The following is a 14,919-nucleotide window of genomic DNA, read 5'->3' on the forward strand; positions in this document are numbered from 1 at the left end:
GGTAACGAACGCACGAACAAATCAAGCGAAGGAAGGTCCACGATGCCAAACGAAATCCATCTGCGTTACGGGATGAACCCGCACCAAAAAGAAGCGAAGCTGTACATGGACGGCGGCGGCGAGCTGCCGATCCGCGTATTGAACGGCGATCCCGGCTTCATCAACCTGCTCGACGCCTTGAACGCGTTCCAGCTCGTGCGCGAGCTGCGCCAGGCGACCGGATTGCCGGCGGCGGCTTCGTTCAAGCACGTCAGCCCGGCCGGGGCGGCGGTGTACGCGCCGTTAAGCGATACGCTGAAGAAAGCTTACTTCGTGGAAGGACTCGAGCTGTCCGAGCTGGCGACCGCCTATGCCCGCGCCCGCGGAGCGGACCGGATGTCGTCGTTCGGCGACGCGGCCGCGCTCAGCGACGTCGTCGACGTCTCGACGGCAAAGCTGCTCAAGCGCGAGGTGTCCGACCTGATCGTGGCTCCGGGCTACGACGAGGAAGCGCTGGACATTTTGAAGTCGAAAAAGGGCGGCAAGTTTCTCATTTTGCAAATCGATCCGGCTTTCGTGCCGGACCCGATCGAAACGCGCACGCTGTTCGGCCTGAAAATGCAGCAGGAGCGCAACAACGGCATAATCGACGCGTCCGTGTTCGACCATATCGTGACGAACAACAAAGAGCTGCCGGACGGCGCCAAGCGCGACATGCTCGTCTCGCTCATCACGCTCAAATATACGCAGTCGAACTCGATCTGCTATGCGCTCGACGGCCAAACGATCGGCATCGGCGCCGGCCAGCAGTCGCGCATTCATTGCACCCGTCTTGCCGGCGACAAGGCGGACCGCTGGTATTTGCGCCAGCATCCGATCGCGCTGGGCATGAAATTCCGCGAAGGACTGTCCCGCCCGGAGCAAAACAACGCCATCGACCTGTGGCTCGAGGACGAGCTGACGCCGGTCGAGCAGGCGAGCTGGGAAGCGTGCTTCGAGGAAGTGCCGCGGCGCCTGACGCCGGCCGAGAAGCGGGAATGGCTGAAAGGGCTGACGGGCGTATCGTACGGCTCCGACGCGTTTTTGCCGTTCCGCGACAACATCGACAGAGCGAGCCGCAGCGGCGTACGGTACGTCATTCAGGCGGGCAGCTCGATGCGCGACGAGGAAGTCGTGCAAGCCGCGAACGATTACGGCATGGTGATGGCGTATTCCGGCGTAAGGCTGTTCCACCACTAAATCCTAGAGGCGCAAAGCAAAGGAGAATGTTCCCGTGACTGCACTTTGGAGCCAGACGGCGGAGCAGAACAGCGCCCGCCTGCAATCGAATCCGTATCCCGGACGGGGCATCGTCATCGGCCTGACGCCGGACGGAACGCGCTATGCGCAAGTATATTGGATCATGGGGCGCAGCGAAAACAGCCGCAATCGCGTCTTTATCGAAGAAGCGAACGGATTCGTGCGCACCGAGGCGAGAGATCCGGCCAAGCTGACCGATCCTTCTCTGATCATTTATTATCCGGTTCGGCATATCGGCTCGGCCCATATCGTGACGAACGGCGACCAAACGGATACGATTTACGAAGCGCTGCAAAACGGCGGCTCGTTCGAGCAGGCGCTGACGACGCGGACCTGGGAGCCCGACGCGCCCAACTACACCCCCCGCATTTCCGGGCTGGTCGACCTGTCCGACCAAGCGTGCGCGTACAAGCTGTCGATTTTGAAAACGAATCAGAACGACGCCTCGCAAACGATGCGCCATTATTTTCATTACGAGCAAGGAATCACGGGCTTCGGCCACTGCGTGACGACGTATGCCGGCGACGGCAATCCGCTGCCTTCGTTCCAGGGCGAGCCGCTGCTCCTGCCGCTGTTCGACGACATCGCGCAAACCGCCTCGTATTATTGGGAGCGGCTGAATGCGGACAACCGGATTTCGCTGCTCGTCAAAACGATCGACAAAGCGTCCGGCGAAACGGACATGCACGTCATCAATAAGCTATAGACAATTCGGGAGGGCTGACGCTTGCGTATATTGGTCATTGGCAAAGGCGGAAGGGAGCACGCGATCGTCTGGGCGCTGAAAAAAAGCGCCGGCGTCACGCACGTCTATTGCGCGCCGGGCAACGCGGGCATCGCGGAGCTGGCGGAATGCGTGCCGATTAAAGAAAGCGAGTTCGGGCAAATCGCCCAATTCGCGCTCGATTACGCGATCGATCTCGTCGTCGTCGGTCCGGACGACCCGCTGGCGGACGGCATCGTCGACGTGCTCGAGGAGCGGGGCGTTCCCGTATTCGGTCCGCGCAAAAACGCGGCGATCATCGAAGGCTCGAAAGTGTTTACCAAACAGCTGCTGAAAAAATACAACATCCCGACGGCCGCTTACGAATCGTTCGAGGATTACGAGGCCGCGCTCGATTACGTGCGCAAGCAGGGCGCTCCGATCGTCATCAAGGCGGACGGCCTCGCGGCCGGCAAAGGCGTCATCGTCGCCCGGACGCTGGAGGAGGCGGAGCGGGCGCTGAAGGACATTATGGTCGACAAAGTGTTCGGCGACTCCGGCAGCAGCGTCGTCGTCGAGGAGTTTCTGCAAGGCCAGGAAATGTCGATTTTATCGTTCGTCGACGGCGGCGTCGTCCGGCCGATGGTTCCGTCGCAGGACCACAAGCAGGTGTTCGACGGCGACAAGGGGCCGAATACGGGCGGGATGGGGACGTACAGTCCGCTGCCGCATATTCCGCAATCGATCATCGACGAGGCGATCGAGACGATCATTAAGCCGACGGCGGAAGCGATGGTGAAGGAAGGGCGGCCGTTCCGCGGCGTCCTGTTCGCGGGCCTGATGATTACCGAGGACGGTCCGAAGACGATCGAATTCAACGCACGCTTCGGCGATCCGGAGACGCAGGTCGTCCTGTCGCTTCTGGAAACCGATCTGATCGACATTTTCCTGGCCACGATCAACGGCCGCCTGCAGGATATGGACATCAAGTGGAGCGACGAATCGGCCGTCTGCGTCATTCTCGCGTCCGGAGGCTACCCCGGCGGCTATCCGAAAGGGATTCCGATCTACGGCTTGGACGAAGTGCGCGATTCCGTCGTATTCCACGCCGGAACGGCCGTCAAGGACGGGCAGATCGTCACCGACGGCGGACGGGTGCTCGGCGTCACCGCCAAAGGCGCGACCATCGAGGAAGCGCGCGCGAAAGCATATGCCGACGCGGAGCGAATTCGTTTCGACGGGATGCAGTACCGCAAAGATATCGCTTTGAAAGCATTGCAATAATCGAATGTGAGCGATAACGTCCGCCGTCCGGCGGGCGTTTTTTTCTTTTAAGGGTGCAACCTTTTTTTTCGAACGTGTTTCGGCCGGACATGGACACGGTGGCGTATTTGGAACTGGACGAGCCGATTTTCGGGGGATAGCCGGGGACGGCGGCGAACAAAAAAGACCGCCGGAAGCGGTCGGTTATTCGAATTCGTTTTTTTCGAATTTTTTCTTATGCTTAAGCTCGTATAAGACCGCCGTCAGCAACCCGGCCGCAAGAAGAAACGAAAGCCAATACGTTTTGACGAAATCGAGAAATCCGTTCATGCCCGCATCGCCTCCGACGTTATTTTGTCCAAATGGCTTGGTATGAATCCCGAATCGTATGATATACTAATACCAAATATAGGTTTCATCCGAACGGAGGGGTATTCCATGAACGTGGAGCAACCGAATTCCTACGCCGGCGAAGGCCAGTCGACGTACAATGCGCCGTTTCACAAGCTGCTGCGCATGTTTACGCTGTCGATTCTCGTTTCGTTCGTCGGATCGTTCGTAGGCATGTACGTCCCGCCGGCGCTGTTTATACCGCTCATCATCATCGAGCTGGTCATGCTTGTCGCAGCCTTTTTCATTCGGCGGAAAGGCAAAGGGATCGGATACGGTTTCGTGTTCGCGTTTTGTTTCATCAGCGGCATTACGGTTTTTCCGAGTCTGGCTTACTACACGTCGATCGGCGGACCGACGCTCGTCACGAGCGCGTTTTTGCTCACGGGCGTCATCTTCGGCGGGCTGACGGCTTACGCGTATTATTCGAAGCGGGATTTCAGCTTTCTCGGCGGATTTTTGACGGTAGGCATTCTCGTCCTGATCGGCTTCAGTCTGATCGGCCTGTTTACGGGAGGATTCGGCGGCACGCTCGGTCTGCTGATCGCGGCATTCGGGGTGCTCGTATTCTCGGGCTTCATCCTGTACGACATTTCGCAGTATAAGCACGGGATCGCCGACGAAGAAATTCCGCTGGCCGTGCTCAACCTGTACTTGAACTTCATCAACCTGTTTCTGTATTTGCTCCGGCTGCTCGGCATTTTGTCCGACGACTGACGCCGGAAAGCGGCCGTTTGACCGCATGTTCCGTTTGATCGATTCCGAAAGCTTTGCGGCCTGCGGGCTGCTCCGGTCTTGTAGCCGGACGGCGCGCACGGCTGCAAAGCTTTTTGTTTATGTTCTATGAGACGCGAAAGTCTCATAAACTGGTACGGATTCGAATCTATCGGTACGAAATCGATAGATCGGGAGGAAAAGGAGGGACTCCATGCCGAGACATAATTGGTTGAAGCTGGCGTCTGCCGCCATCGTCGGCGGTACGCTTGCGCTCGCCGCAGCGGGCTGCTCAAAGGGAGGCGTGCCGGAAGCGGTTCCGGTGCGGAGCGAATCGCCGCCGGCAGGCGACCCGGCGCCGTCCGGCGGAGACGCGCATCCAAGCCGGCAGCCAGTGCCTGCGCCCGCGCCCGCGCATGTTTATCCTTTGACCGGCTTGCCTGCGGAAAGCGAAACGAAGCGGCGGCCGATCCTGGTCATGGTCGAAAACTCGCCGCAAGCCCGCCCGCAAACCGGACTGGACGAAGCGGACATCGTCTATGAGATTTTGGCGGAAGGGGAAATTACGAGATTCGCCGCCGTCTACCAGAGCGCTTCTCCGCAAACGATCGGTCCGGTGCGAAGCATCCGGCCGTATTTCGTCGAGCTCGGCGACGGACTCGACGCGCTGATCGTGCACGCCGGCTGGAGCCAGGAAGCGATGAACATGATCGCCGAACGCAAGCTGGCCCATTTCGACCAAGTGTACGGCGACGGCAGCTATTACTGGCGCGACCCGAAGCGGAAAATGCCCCACAACTTGTACACGGGCGCGGAGCTGATCCGCAAAGGGGCGGAAGCGAAACGGTTCCGCGCCGACTGGAACGGACCGATCGCGACGTTCGCCGCTCCGCCCGCGAAAGGGGCGCCCGCTTCGCCGGACGCCGCGGCGGCGGTCAAGGCGACGATCCCGTATTTGCACGGTTATACGGTATCGTACGAATACGATGCGGCAAACGGCGTCTACTTGCGGTCGATGAACGGGGAGCCGCACGTCGACGCCGAATCGGGCCGCACGTTGAGCGCCGCGAACGTAATCATTTGCTATGCGGAGCATCGCGTGGTGGACAAGGAGGGGCGGCGCGACGTCGATTTGTTCGGTCCGGGCAAAGGCGCGCTGCTTCAGGGAGGCACGAAGCGCGATATCGTCTGGGAGCGCAAGGACGGCCTCATTCGCGCCTACGAGGGCGGCAAGGAGCTCGGCTGGCTGCCGGGGCAAACATGGGTGCAGATCGTTCCGACGGGAGGGGCGGCGACGTTTGAATAGATAAGCCGCCTTTGGACTATTTTTACGGCGATCCGGGCAAACTAACTGTAGGTATCGCGAAAATGGAAAGGGGCACCCACATGCATCACATCATCGGCATCGCTATCGGAGGAGGCATTGCGGCATTGATGGATTTGCTGCAATGGCTGCTGTAATCGCCGGACGTTCCGGACATACCGCTTTGTTTTGCGGCCCGCGTTGACGCATCGCTCGCAGGAGGCTCCCTGGCGGAGCTTTTCTTTTTTTCGCCGCCCGTTTCGTTGTGGTAAAATATTGGAAACGGCAAAGCGGAGGGGACGCTTATGAGAATCGCGGTATGCGGGGGGACGGGCTTGATCGGCGGCAAGTTGATCCGCTATTTGCAATTGTGCGGGGACGAGATCGTTCTCGTCTCCCGCCAAGGGTCCGGGGGCATACGCGACCGGCTGAAGACGGTCTCTTGGGACGAGCTGGCGGACCGGAAGGGGCTGTTCGAGGGGCTGGACGGCATCGTCAATTTGGCGGGGGAAACGATCAATCAGAGATGGACGGCGCGGGCGAAGCGCCGCGTGCTCGACTCCAGGCTGGAAGCGGTCGCGAAGCTCGCCCGGCTGACCGAATCGCTGGACGAAAAGCCGAAGGCGGTCGTGAACGGCTCGGCGGTCGGCATATACGGCACTTCCGAGACCGATGTTTTCAACGAAACGAGTCCGGTCGCGGCCGTCGATTTTTTGTCTGGCGTCGTCCTGGAATGGGAGCGGGCCGCCCGATCGATCGCCTGCGACAGGCTCGTGCTGCTGCGTACGGGCGTCGTGCTGGATCGGGACGGCGGAGCGCTGCCGCTGATGGCGCTCCCGTTCAAGTTCGGCGCCGGCGGCAAAGTCGGCAGCGGTCGGCAATGGCTGAGCTGGATTCATATCGACGATATCGTGCGCCTCATCCGCCACTGCCTCGAGCGGCCCGACGTTCGCGGCCCGGTCAACGCCACCGCGCCGCATCCGGTGACGAGCTCGGACTTCGCCCGGGCGCTCGGGCGCGCCTTGCGCAGGCCGAGCCTGTTTCCCGCGCCCGCGTTCGCGCTTCGTCTCGCCCTGGGCGAGATGGCGGACATGCTGCTCACCGGCCAAAACGTCGTGCCGGCCAAGGCGGTCGAGCACGGCTTCGCATTCCGGCATCCAACGGTGGATGAAGCGTTAAAAGCGATCTATGGCGGGGACTCGGCATAAATTGAGTCTTTTCTGCATCTTGACACTCTGTGTAAGGTATTGTTAACTGAAATAGAGCAAAACCCGTACAAGTCAGATACAATTAACTGGAAGCCAGGTGAAGCAGATTGAGCGGGAACAAACGGATTTTGATGGGGGCGGGACGGCCTCCGCTCAGCGAAGGCGTGCTGGCCGCTACCCAAAAGGTCATACACGAAGCGCTCGAACGGCTCGGTTACGGCGAAAGCTATTTTGAGCTGCTGAAGGAGCCGCTGCGGCTGCTGACCGTGCGCATCCCGGTCCGGATGGACGACGGGCAGGTCAAAGTGTTTACCGGCTATCGCGCCCAGCATACGGACGCCGTCGGACCGACAAAAGGGGGGATCCGCTTCCATCCGAGCGTCACGGCGGAGGAAGTGTCCGCTTTGTCGCTGTGGATGACGCTGAAATGCGGCATTTTCGATTTGCCTTACGGCGGAGGGAAAGGCGGCATCATCTGCGATCCGCGGACGATGTCGCTCGGCGAGGTCGAACGTTTGGCGCGCGGCTACGTGCGGGCGATCAGTCAAATCGTCGGCCCGAACAAAGATATTCCGGCTCCCGACGTATACACGAACGCGCAAATCATGGCTTGGATGCTCGACGAGTACAGCCGCATTCGCGAGTACGATTCGCCCGGCTTCATTACCGGCAAGCCGCTCGTGATCGGCGGATCGCAAGGGCGCGAGAAGGCGACGTCGCTCGGCGTGGCGATTTCGATTCGCGAAGCGGCGGCGCAGCAAGGAATGGCGCTGAAAGGGCTCAAGGTGTGCATCCAAGGATTCGGCAACGTCGGCAGCCATTTGGCGGAAATTCTCGACCAATGGGGCGCGATCGTCGTCGGCATCAGCGACGTACACGGCGGCATTTACGACGAGAAAGGTCTGGATATTCCTTACTTGCTCGACCGGCGGGATTCGTTCGGCAGTGTGACGAACTTGTTCAGCAAACGGCTGACGAACGCCGATTATCTCGTGCAGCCGTGCGACGTGCTCGTCCCGGCGGCGCTCGAAAACCAGATCACGCTGGAAAACGTCGACCGGATCCAGGCGAAGCTGATCGTCGAAGCCGCGAACGGCCCGACTACGCTGGAGGCGTCCGACAGGCTCCACGAGCGCGGCGTGCTCGTCGTACCGGACGTGCTGGCGAACGCGGGAGGCGTGACCGTTTCGTACTTCGAATGGGTGCAAAACAACCAGGGCTATTATTGGACCGAGGAAGAAGTAAACCGGAAGCTCGAATCGAAAATGGTCGAAGCGGTCCAGAAAGTGCTCAGTTTGGCGAAAAGCCGCGGCATTACGCCCCGTCTTGCCGCTTACATGGTCGGCGTGCAGAAATATGCCGAAGCGAGCAGGCTGAGAGGCTGGGTCTAATCCGTCCGGCAAACGCATATTGAAAAAGAAATCGGCTATCCAGGAGCATCGCTTCCGCGGCAGAACGGTCTGCACGGCGATGCTCTTCTTTTTGTGCATAGGCTTGAACGCTGCGCATTGATGCGGATCGGGGGAACGGGAAATGGGCGAGCTGGAAATTCCGACTTGGTATTATCGCCATTACGATGCGGATTTCGCGCTGGACGTCCCGGCGGAAGCTTTCGGAGGCTGGAACAAAACGACGCTGCCGATTCGCCGGGACAAAACGGCGCTCGTCGTCATGCACGCCTGGGACTGCGGAACGAGGGAGCAGTACCCCGGCTGGCATCGCGTCGTCGAGTACATTCCGCGCTCGTACGACGTATGCGACCGTGTGCTGCCGGGGGTGCTCGGCGCCGCCAGAGACGCCGGCATGACGGTCTATCACGTCGTCCGCCCGGGCGGGGACTATTTTCGCGATTGCCCGGGCTTCAAAAGAGCGGTCCGGCTGGCCGGCCCGGAACAACCGAAAGCGCGTCGGGTCGAGCACGACGACACGTTTCGCCGGCTGACGGCGTTCAAGGCGCGGGACGTTTTCCCGGGCGAGCATAACCGGGCCGACATCGCGGCCGGGCAGAGCCGCATCGATTTTCCCGCTACGGCGCGCCCGCAGGGCGAGGAAGGCGTCGCGGAATCGACCGCGCAGCTGCATGCGCTTTGCCGGGAGGACGGCATCAACCATCTGGTGTACGCCGGCTTCGCGATCAACGGCTGTCTGCAAACGTCGCCGGGAGGGATGGTCGACATGCAGCGGGAAGGCTACCTGTGCTCGGCGATCCGCCAGGCGGTGACGGCGATCGAAAACAAGGAAACGGCCCGAGCCGAAACGGCGAAAGAGATCGCGCTCTGGCAAGTCGCTCTGCTGTACGGCTTCGTCTATGACGCGGACGATTGGATCGCCGCTCTGCGCCGCGGGGCGTGACGGCCGACTCCGGAACGCCGGCCGGGATAAACCGCCGCTTCGGCACCGCCGCAAAAACCGCCCGCTTCGCTGCGCCAAACGGCAGCGGAAGCGGGCGGTTTCGGTCACCAATACGGATTGCGGCGTTTCGCCTTGTGCACGTAAATCGTCGAGCGCGTGCGCGCTTTTCTTTTGCCTTTCCGGCGCCGGCGTTTGCGTCTGCGCGGCCGTTTCCATTCCTCCTGGTCCAAATCGTCGTCGTCCGCCGCCTTCGATTTGCCGGGCAGCATCGTCATGAGCAGCTTGATCATCGGCTGCATTTGCTGAATGCTGCTGACGATTTTCTGGACTTTGCCGACGGTCGAGATAATGCCGTCGATGCCGCCCAGCCGGTCGACGACCGATTTGATGTCTTTGAAGTTCAAGCCGCTGAGCAGCCCGCCGGCGCTTCCGCCCCCGCCGCCCCCGCCTCCAAGCGGCGGGCCCGGCAATTGCTGCCCGAATTGCGGGGGGATGTAGCTGTATTCGGCGGGAAGCCCGCCGTGTCCCGCCCCCTGATGGGAGCCGAATTCCCGGTAGTCCCATTGATTTCGCTGGTTCCGGGCGTCGTGCCAAGTCGGCCATTGATGTGGATTCACGAGATTCACATTCCTTCTTGTTTAGGTTATAGGCTATACGATACTGTATGTCGTAGGCGAATGATTGGATTGGACGAATGCCCGGTTTGCCGCATCCGGTTCGGGGGATCGCCCTTTCGTCCGGGAAAACGGGCGCGAAGCGGCGCCCTTTTTTATGTATGATTCGGTTTCCTTATTGACGATCTCGTTGTATTCGTCACCGATGCGGGGCGGCTGGCGAAGGGAACGAGGTTGCGCAAAAAGCGCGTTACGTCTGGAAAGTACGCTAAAGCCGGGGCGAGCAGCGCCTTTCGTTTCTGCGTCCGGCTTTCGAATCGAATATCGAACGAACGGGAAAACCTCACGTTAACTCGCTCTCCTAGTGGCGTCGTGTCGAAATACCGGGAGAAGCTCCAGGTAAAATGGCGCAGTATCGGCGAAATGCACGGTATGGACGAATGTAGCGGGACATTTTCCCTTTGTTTTGCCCGGAAACGGGAAGCTTTCAGAAAATAGCGGGAGCATTTCCATCTCGCTTCCCGCTCCGCTGCCGGTTCGGCGTGCAAAGAGGATCGGTTTGCACAGAAAAGACCGTCCGTCCCGATTTCGCTAAAGCGCCAAAGCCGGAGCGGGTTTCCTGCTGCCGGCGGCGGGAAATGGCGATAGCGGCTCGTACGACCTGCGCCGGTGACGGCGGGAGTTGAAGCGGGGGCGAGCATGGGGCGCGGCGGGACTGGTCCCCAGTACCAAATGTGTAACGGACATGGAGGCCGCTATCGAGTCTCATTTCGGCTTATTTTTTTTCTAACGGACACAGGCACAGCTATTTGGCGAAAAACCCCCTTTTGGACGGCGATTCGGGGTAATTAAGAGCAATGGTGTCCGTTACGAGTGGAAAACGGCCGATTTTCGCGAAATAAGCGCCGTGGCGTCCGTTACGTTTCGGAAGCCGCTGTTTTTGCTCATCCTCGAAATGCGTCGATAGATGGTTTTCCTTATGGAAGCTTGCGGGGAACGTGCCTGTCGCGCTTGGAGTCGGCATAACCGGCGAATTCGAACCGTTTCGCACAAAAGATGTTATAATATGAACAGCATGCAGTCGCCGATCGGCGGCGAAGGCTGTTATATCATTTTAGCCCGGTGATGCATAGAAATTTTAACGTTTCGCAATCGTAAAGGAAGGATTGTCGCTTTTGATGTCGAAACAGGTATGTAAGTCAGTGAAATAGGGGTTGAGTTAACGTGCAATTAAAGAAGTTAAACGATAAATCGATCGACCAGTTGTTCGAAGCCGTTTTGACGCTCAAGACGGTGGAGGAGTGCTACATTTTTTTCGACGACCTGTGCACGGTCAACGAAATCCAATCGTTGTCCCAGCGTCTTGAGGTTGCCCGCATGCTCGGCAAAGGCAGCACCTACAACCAGATCGAGGCCGAGACGGGGGCGAGCACGGCGACGATTTCCCGCGTGAAGCGGTGCTTGAATTACGGAAACGACGGCTACAAAATGGCGCTCGAACGGCTCGGCCGTTAATCGCGTCCGCAGCCCGGATTCCCGGCTCATCGGACGGTTTGCCGGAAGCCCGCTCCCGATCGGAGCGGGTTTTTTGGCGTTGGGCCGGGGGCGAATTGACTTTCGGGAGCGGTTTCGATAGCATGAGGATGACAAGTTGGCGGAAAGGATGTCCCCTTATGAGCAAAGCCGGCGTTCTCGTCATCAGCCACGGCTCCCGCAGCCCGGAATGGATCGAACTCATCGATCGGGCCGTCGCGGATATCGGCGATCTCGGCAGCGGAACGGAAGAGGTGCCGATCGTCTCTTCGTTTTTGGAAATCGTCGAAGGGCGGCTGATTCAGGACGGCATCGATTCGCTCGAAGCGCAAGGCGTCACCGATATCGTGGTCGTCCCGCTGTTCGTTTCGTACGGGAGCACGCACGTCGAGGAAATCCGATATGCGCTCGGCGACTTGCCCGCGCCGTCGTTCGATACGGATTTGCAGCCGTTTCGTCTGCGCGCGAACGTGCATATGTGTCCGCCGCTCGACGACGATCCGGTTGTGGCGGATATCGTATTCGATCGTCTGCGGAGCTTGACGGATCGTCCGGAGCGGCAGCGCGTGCTGCTGGTCGGCCACGGGAGCGAGATTCCGCAATTTTACCGCAGATGGAAAACCGGCATGGACCGCGTCGCCGCACGGCTGCGGCTGCTCGGCGGCTATGCCGACGTACGGTCGGCGCTGCTGCTCCCGGATGAAACGCGGGAGGCTTTCGCCGATTGGCGCGAATCGGAGCCGGATTGCGACATCGTCGTGGTGCCGCTGTTTTTGAGCTCGGGCTATTTTACGAATACGGTCATTCCGCAGCGGCTGGACGGACTTCGCTATACGTATGACGGCAAGGCGCTGCTGCCGCACCCGTCGGTCTCGCGCTGGATGGAGCGGCAGGCGGCGGAGCGGCTGAAGCGGATCGGGCCGCGTAGAAACTTATGCTAGATGGAGGTATGGGTCGATGGCGAAACGCGCAAGATTGATCTACAATCCGACGTCGGGTCGGGAAGAAATGAAGCGCAGATTGCCGGAAATTTTGCAGCGGCTGGAGCAGGGCGGGCTCGAAACGTCGACCCACGCCACGATCGGGGAAGGGGACGCCGTCCTGGCCGCCGCCGATGCGGTGGAGCGCGGCTTCGACGTCATTATCGCCGCGGGCGGCGACGGTACGCTGTACGAAGTGATCAACGGGATGGCCGAGAAAAAGAATCGTCCCCCGCTCGGCATTTTGCCGCTCGGGACGACGAACGATTTTGCCCGGGCGCTCGGCATTCCGAAGCATTGGGAATACGCGGTCGATCTGATTTTGCAGCGGCATACGCGGGTGATCGACGTCGGCAAAGTGAATCAGCGTTATTTCATCAACATCGCCGGCGGCGGCTCGCTGACGGAGCTCACGTACGAGGTGCCCAGCAAGCTGAAAACGGTGCTCGGCCAGCTGGCGTACTATATGAAAGGGCTGGAGAAGCTGCCGCGGCTGAGGCCGACCGAGCTGGTGTTCCGCGCCAAGGAGAAAGTCGTCCACGAGGAAGTGATGATGTTTCTCATCTGCAACAGCAACTCCGTCGGCGGCTTCGAGAAGCTGGCGCCGGACGCCAGCCTGAGCGACGGGCTGCTCGACGTGTTCATTTTGCGGAAATGCAATTTGCCGGAGTTTATCCGCATCGTCTCCTCGGCGCTGCGCGGCGAGCATCTGAACGATCCGCACGTCATTCATTTCAAGACGCAGCATATCCAGGTGACATCGCCGGATTACGTGCAGCTTAATCTCGACGGCGAGTTCGGCGGCACACTGCCGTGCACGATATCGGTGCTGCCGGATCATTTGCAAATTTTTGTCGACGAATCCGGAACGTCTACTTACAAATAAAAGGCGGAGTGTTATCCAACGTGGCAAACCGAACCGGCCCTACCGGCCGAACGAAACGGAACAGAAAGCCGGACGGACGTCCGGGCGAAACGCGAGGCGGCAGGGCGGCCGCCGCGGCCGCCGCTCCGGTGGCGCTGCGGGAGGAAGTCGTCGCCGATGTGATCGGCATCGGGCATGAAGGCGAAGGGGTAGGCCGGGTGAACGGCTTTACCCTTTTTATTCATGGCGCCTTGCCGGGCGAACGGGTGAAGGCGCGGGTCACCGGCCTCAAGAAGCAGTACGGTCACGCCGAGCTGCTGGAGGTGCTGGAGCCGAGCCCGGACCGCGTCGGGCCGCCGTGCCCCGTATTTGCCGAGTGCGGCGGCTGCCAGCTGCAGCATCTCGGCTACGAGGCGCAGCTGCGGTGGAAGCGGCGGCTGGTCGCCGACAATTTGCAGCGGATCGGCAAGCTGCGGGTTGCCGAGCTGCGGCAGGAGGGCGAGGCCGCGGATGCGGCGGGACGGGAGCGCGTCGGGAGCGGCGCCGGCGGCGCTGAGGACAGCGGAGGCGTCGTGGTGCATCCGACCATCGGCATGGCCGAGCCTTGGCGGTACCGCAACAAGGTGCAGGTGCCGATCGGGGAGCGGGAGGGCGGCTTGGTCGGCGGCTTTTACGCGACGGGCAGCCACCGCATCGTCGACAGCGAACGCTGCCTCATTCGCGGCGAAATCGCCGACGACATCGTTCGCGTCGTGAAGCGTCTCGCCGCCGAAGCCGGCATTCCCGCGTACGACGCGGAGAAACGGCAAAGCGGCCTGCGCCACGTCATCGTCAAGACCGGCTTTCGCACCGGCGAAACGATGGTCGTGCTCGTCACGGATACGGAGCGGCTGCCGAACGCCGACCGGCTGGCGCGGCGCATCGCGGAATCGGTCCCGGGCGTGGCCAGCGTATGCCACAACGTGAACGACGGGCCTCCCGGTACGGTGATGGGACCGCGTACGTCGGTGCTGTGGGGCCGGGACCGGATTTACGACGCGATCGGCGACGTGCGGTTCGCGATATCCGCGCATTCGTTTTACCAGGTCAACCCGGTGCAAACGGAGGCGCTTTACGGCAAAGCGCTCGAATACGCCGGGCTGACCGGCGGCGAAACGGTGATCGACGCGTATTGCGGCGTCGGCACGATTTCGCTGTTCCTCGCGCAGCGGGCGAAGCGCGTCTACGGCGTGGAGATCGTCCCGGAGGCGATCGAGGACGCCCGCCGCAACGCCGAGCTGAACGGCATCGCGAACGCGGAATTCGCGGTCGGCAAAGCCGAGGACGTCCTCCCCTCGTGGCGGGAGCAGGGCATCCGCGCCGACGTCATCGTCGTCGACCCGCCGCGCAAAGGGTGCGACGCCGCCCTGCTCGAGACGATCGTCGCGATGCGTCCGCAGCGCGTCGTCTACGTCTCGTGCAACCCGTCCACGCTCGCCCGCGACTTGCGCGTGCTGGAGGACGGCGGCTTTCACACCGTCGAGGTGCAGCCGGTGGATATGTTTCCGCATACGGCGCATGTGGAGTGCGTAGTGTCAACACATCGTATTGACAAATAATGGGGCGCCTAAACCGGATGCAAACAAAATAAACAGCCTATCCTTTTTGAAAAGGTAGGGCTGTTTATTTTGGCTAATTCGAACTATTCAAAGCTTACCGAGTTATGCAAGCGAGAAT

At 60.6% G+C, this 14,919-nt stretch carries 15 protein-coding genes; 13 read left to right on the forward strand and 2 right to left on the reverse strand.

What is annotated here, in order from left to right; genetic code table 11:
* Positions 1 to 42 precede the first annotated feature (42 nt).
* The 3 genes from PV407_RS04705 to purD are packed head-to-tail and all read left to right on the forward strand — an operon-like array spanning position 43 to position 3,265.
* A complete protein-coding gene (locus tag PV407_RS04705; RefSeq protein WP_332088723.1) occupies positions 43 to 1,218 on the forward strand; it encodes a phosphoribosylaminoimidazolecarboxamide formyltransferase in 1,176 nt (391 codons plus the stop codon).
* Between the two features lie 34 nt (positions 1,219 to 1,252).
* Positions 1,253 to 1,984: an IMP cyclohydrolase gene (locus PV407_RS04710; protein WP_332088724.1), complete on the forward strand. Its 732-nt coding sequence runs from the start codon at positions 1,253 to 1,255 to the stop codon at positions 1,982 to 1,984.
* A gap of 21 nt (positions 1,985 to 2,005) precedes the next feature.
* Positions 2,006 to 3,265: a phosphoribosylamine--glycine ligase gene (gene purD / locus PV407_RS04715; RefSeq protein ID WP_332088725.1), complete on the forward strand. Its 1,260-nt coding sequence runs from the start codon at positions 2,006 to 2,008 to the stop codon at positions 3,263 to 3,265.
* A gap of 183 nt (positions 3,266 to 3,448) precedes the next feature.
* Here the strand turns inward: purD and PV407_RS04720 are convergent, their stop codons facing one another.
* Positions 3,449 to 3,574, reverse strand: coding sequence for a hypothetical protein (locus tag PV407_RS04720; RefSeq protein WP_332088726.1), 126 nt, complete (start codon positions 3,572 to 3,574; stop codon positions 3,449 to 3,451).
* Positions 3,575 to 3,682: 108 nt separating this feature from the next.
* Here PV407_RS04720 and PV407_RS04725 point away from each other — a divergent pair, with 108 nt between their 5' ends.
* From PV407_RS04725 to PV407_RS04750, 6 genes are all read left to right on the forward strand, one after another.
* Positions 3,683 to 4,351, forward strand: a complete 669-nt coding sequence (locus PV407_RS04725; RefSeq protein ID WP_332088728.1) for a Bax inhibitor-1/YccA family protein — start codon at positions 3,683 to 3,685, stop codon at positions 4,349 to 4,351.
* Positions 4,352 to 4,562: 211 nt separating this feature from the next.
* The gene (locus tag PV407_RS04730) at positions 4,563 to 5,654 is read left to right on the forward strand and encodes a DUF3048 domain-containing protein (protein ID WP_332088729.1); all 1,092 of its coding nucleotides are present in this window, start codon (positions 4,563 to 4,565) and stop codon (positions 5,652 to 5,654) included.
* Between the two features lie 11 nt (positions 5,655 to 5,665).
* Positions 5,666 to 5,809 carry a hypothetical protein gene (locus PV407_RS04735; protein WP_332088730.1) on the forward strand — a complete coding sequence of 48 codons (144 nt, stop codon included), beginning with the start codon at positions 5,666 to 5,668 and terminating at the stop codon, positions 5,807 to 5,809.
* A gap of 147 nt (positions 5,810 to 5,956) precedes the next feature.
* Positions 5,957 to 6,859 (forward strand): TIGR01777 family oxidoreductase, encoded by a 903-nt coding sequence (locus PV407_RS04740; protein WP_332088732.1) that lies wholly within the window; start codon positions 5,957 to 5,959, stop codon positions 6,857 to 6,859.
* Between the two features lie 131 nt (positions 6,860 to 6,990).
* Positions 6,991 to 8,250: a Glu/Leu/Phe/Val family dehydrogenase gene (locus tag PV407_RS04745; protein ID WP_332088858.1), complete on the forward strand. Its 1,260-nt coding sequence runs from the start codon at positions 6,991 to 6,993 to the stop codon at positions 8,248 to 8,250.
* A 142-nt stretch (positions 8,251 to 8,392) separates the two neighbouring features.
* A complete protein-coding gene (locus tag PV407_RS04750) occupies positions 8,393 to 9,211 on the forward strand; it encodes a hypothetical protein (protein ID WP_332088733.1) in 819 nt (272 codons plus the stop codon).
* Positions 9,212 to 9,315: 104 nt separating this feature from the next.
* On the opposite strand, the gene PV407_RS04755 is transcribed toward PV407_RS04750, so the two are convergent.
* On the reverse strand, positions 9,316 to 9,828 hold the full coding sequence (locus PV407_RS04755) for a hypothetical protein (RefSeq protein WP_332088735.1): 513 nt from the start codon (positions 9,826 to 9,828) through the stop codon (positions 9,316 to 9,318).
* Positions 9,829 to 11,049: 1,221 nt separating this feature from the next.
* Here PV407_RS04755 and PV407_RS04760 point away from each other — a divergent pair.
* The 4 genes from PV407_RS04760 to rlmD all read left to right on the forward strand — a co-directional run bounded on the left by PV407_RS04760 (position 11,050) and on the right by rlmD (position 14,801).
* Entirely contained in the window at positions 11,050 to 11,340 is a 291-nt protein-coding gene (locus PV407_RS04760; RefSeq protein WP_139603968.1) for a YerC/YecD family TrpR-related protein, read from the forward strand.
* Positions 11,341 to 11,498: 158 nt separating this feature from the next.
* Entirely contained in the window at positions 11,499 to 12,299 is an 801-nt protein-coding gene (locus PV407_RS04765; protein ID WP_332088740.1) for a sirohydrochlorin chelatase, read from the forward strand.
* A 16-nt stretch (positions 12,300 to 12,315) separates the two neighbouring features.
* Positions 12,316 to 13,224 carry a diacylglycerol kinase gene (locus PV407_RS04770; RefSeq protein WP_332088742.1) on the forward strand — a complete coding sequence of 303 codons (909 nt, stop codon included), beginning with the start codon at positions 12,316 to 12,318 and terminating at the stop codon, positions 13,222 to 13,224.
* Between the two features lie 20 nt (positions 13,225 to 13,244).
* The gene (gene rlmD, locus PV407_RS04775) at positions 13,245 to 14,801 is read left to right on the forward strand and encodes a 23S rRNA (uracil(1939)-C(5))-methyltransferase RlmD (RefSeq protein ID WP_332088744.1); all 1,557 of its coding nucleotides are present in this window, start codon (positions 13,245 to 13,247) and stop codon (positions 14,799 to 14,801) included.
* Positions 14,802 to 14,919: the final 118 nt, after the last annotated feature.

It is taken from the genome of Paenibacillus sp. GYB003, from assembly GCF_036577625.1.
Taxonomy (GTDB): domain Bacteria; phylum Bacillota; class Bacilli; order Paenibacillales; family NBRC-103111; genus Paenibacillus_AB.

What these genes read in the sequence shown, in the direction of transcription:
- PV407_RS04750 (WP_332088733.1), top strand. Translation starts at nt 8,393, where the DNA reads ATGGGCGAGCTGGAAATTCCGACTTGGTATTATCGCCATTACGATGCG.
- PV407_RS04720 (WP_332088726.1), bottom strand. Translation starts at nt 3,574, where the DNA reads ATGAACGGATTTCTCGATTTCGTCAAAACGTATTGGCTTTCGTTTCTT.
- PV407_RS04730 (WP_332088729.1), top strand. Translation starts at nt 4,563, where the DNA reads ATGCCGAGACATAATTGGTTGAAGCTGGCGTCTGCCGCCATCGTCGGC.
- PV407_RS04765 (WP_332088740.1), top strand. Translation starts at nt 11,499, where the DNA reads ATGAGCAAAGCCGGCGTTCTCGTCATCAGCCACGGCTCCCGCAGCCCG.
- PV407_RS04745 (WP_332088858.1), top strand. Translation starts at nt 6,991, where the DNA reads ATGGGGGCGGGACGGCCTCCGCTCAGCGAAGGCGTGCTGGCCGCTACC.
- PV407_RS04770 (WP_332088742.1), top strand. Translation starts at nt 12,316, where the DNA reads ATGGCGAAACGCGCAAGATTGATCTACAATCCGACGTCGGGTCGGGAA.
- PV407_RS04740 (WP_332088732.1), top strand. Translation starts at nt 5,957, where the DNA reads ATGAGAATCGCGGTATGCGGGGGGACGGGCTTGATCGGCGGCAAGTTG.
- PV407_RS04705 (WP_332088723.1), top strand. Translation starts at nt 43, where the DNA reads ATGCCAAACGAAATCCATCTGCGTTACGGGATGAACCCGCACCAAAAA.
- PV407_RS04725 (WP_332088728.1), top strand. Translation starts at nt 3,683, where the DNA reads ATGAACGTGGAGCAACCGAATTCCTACGCCGGCGAAGGCCAGTCGACG.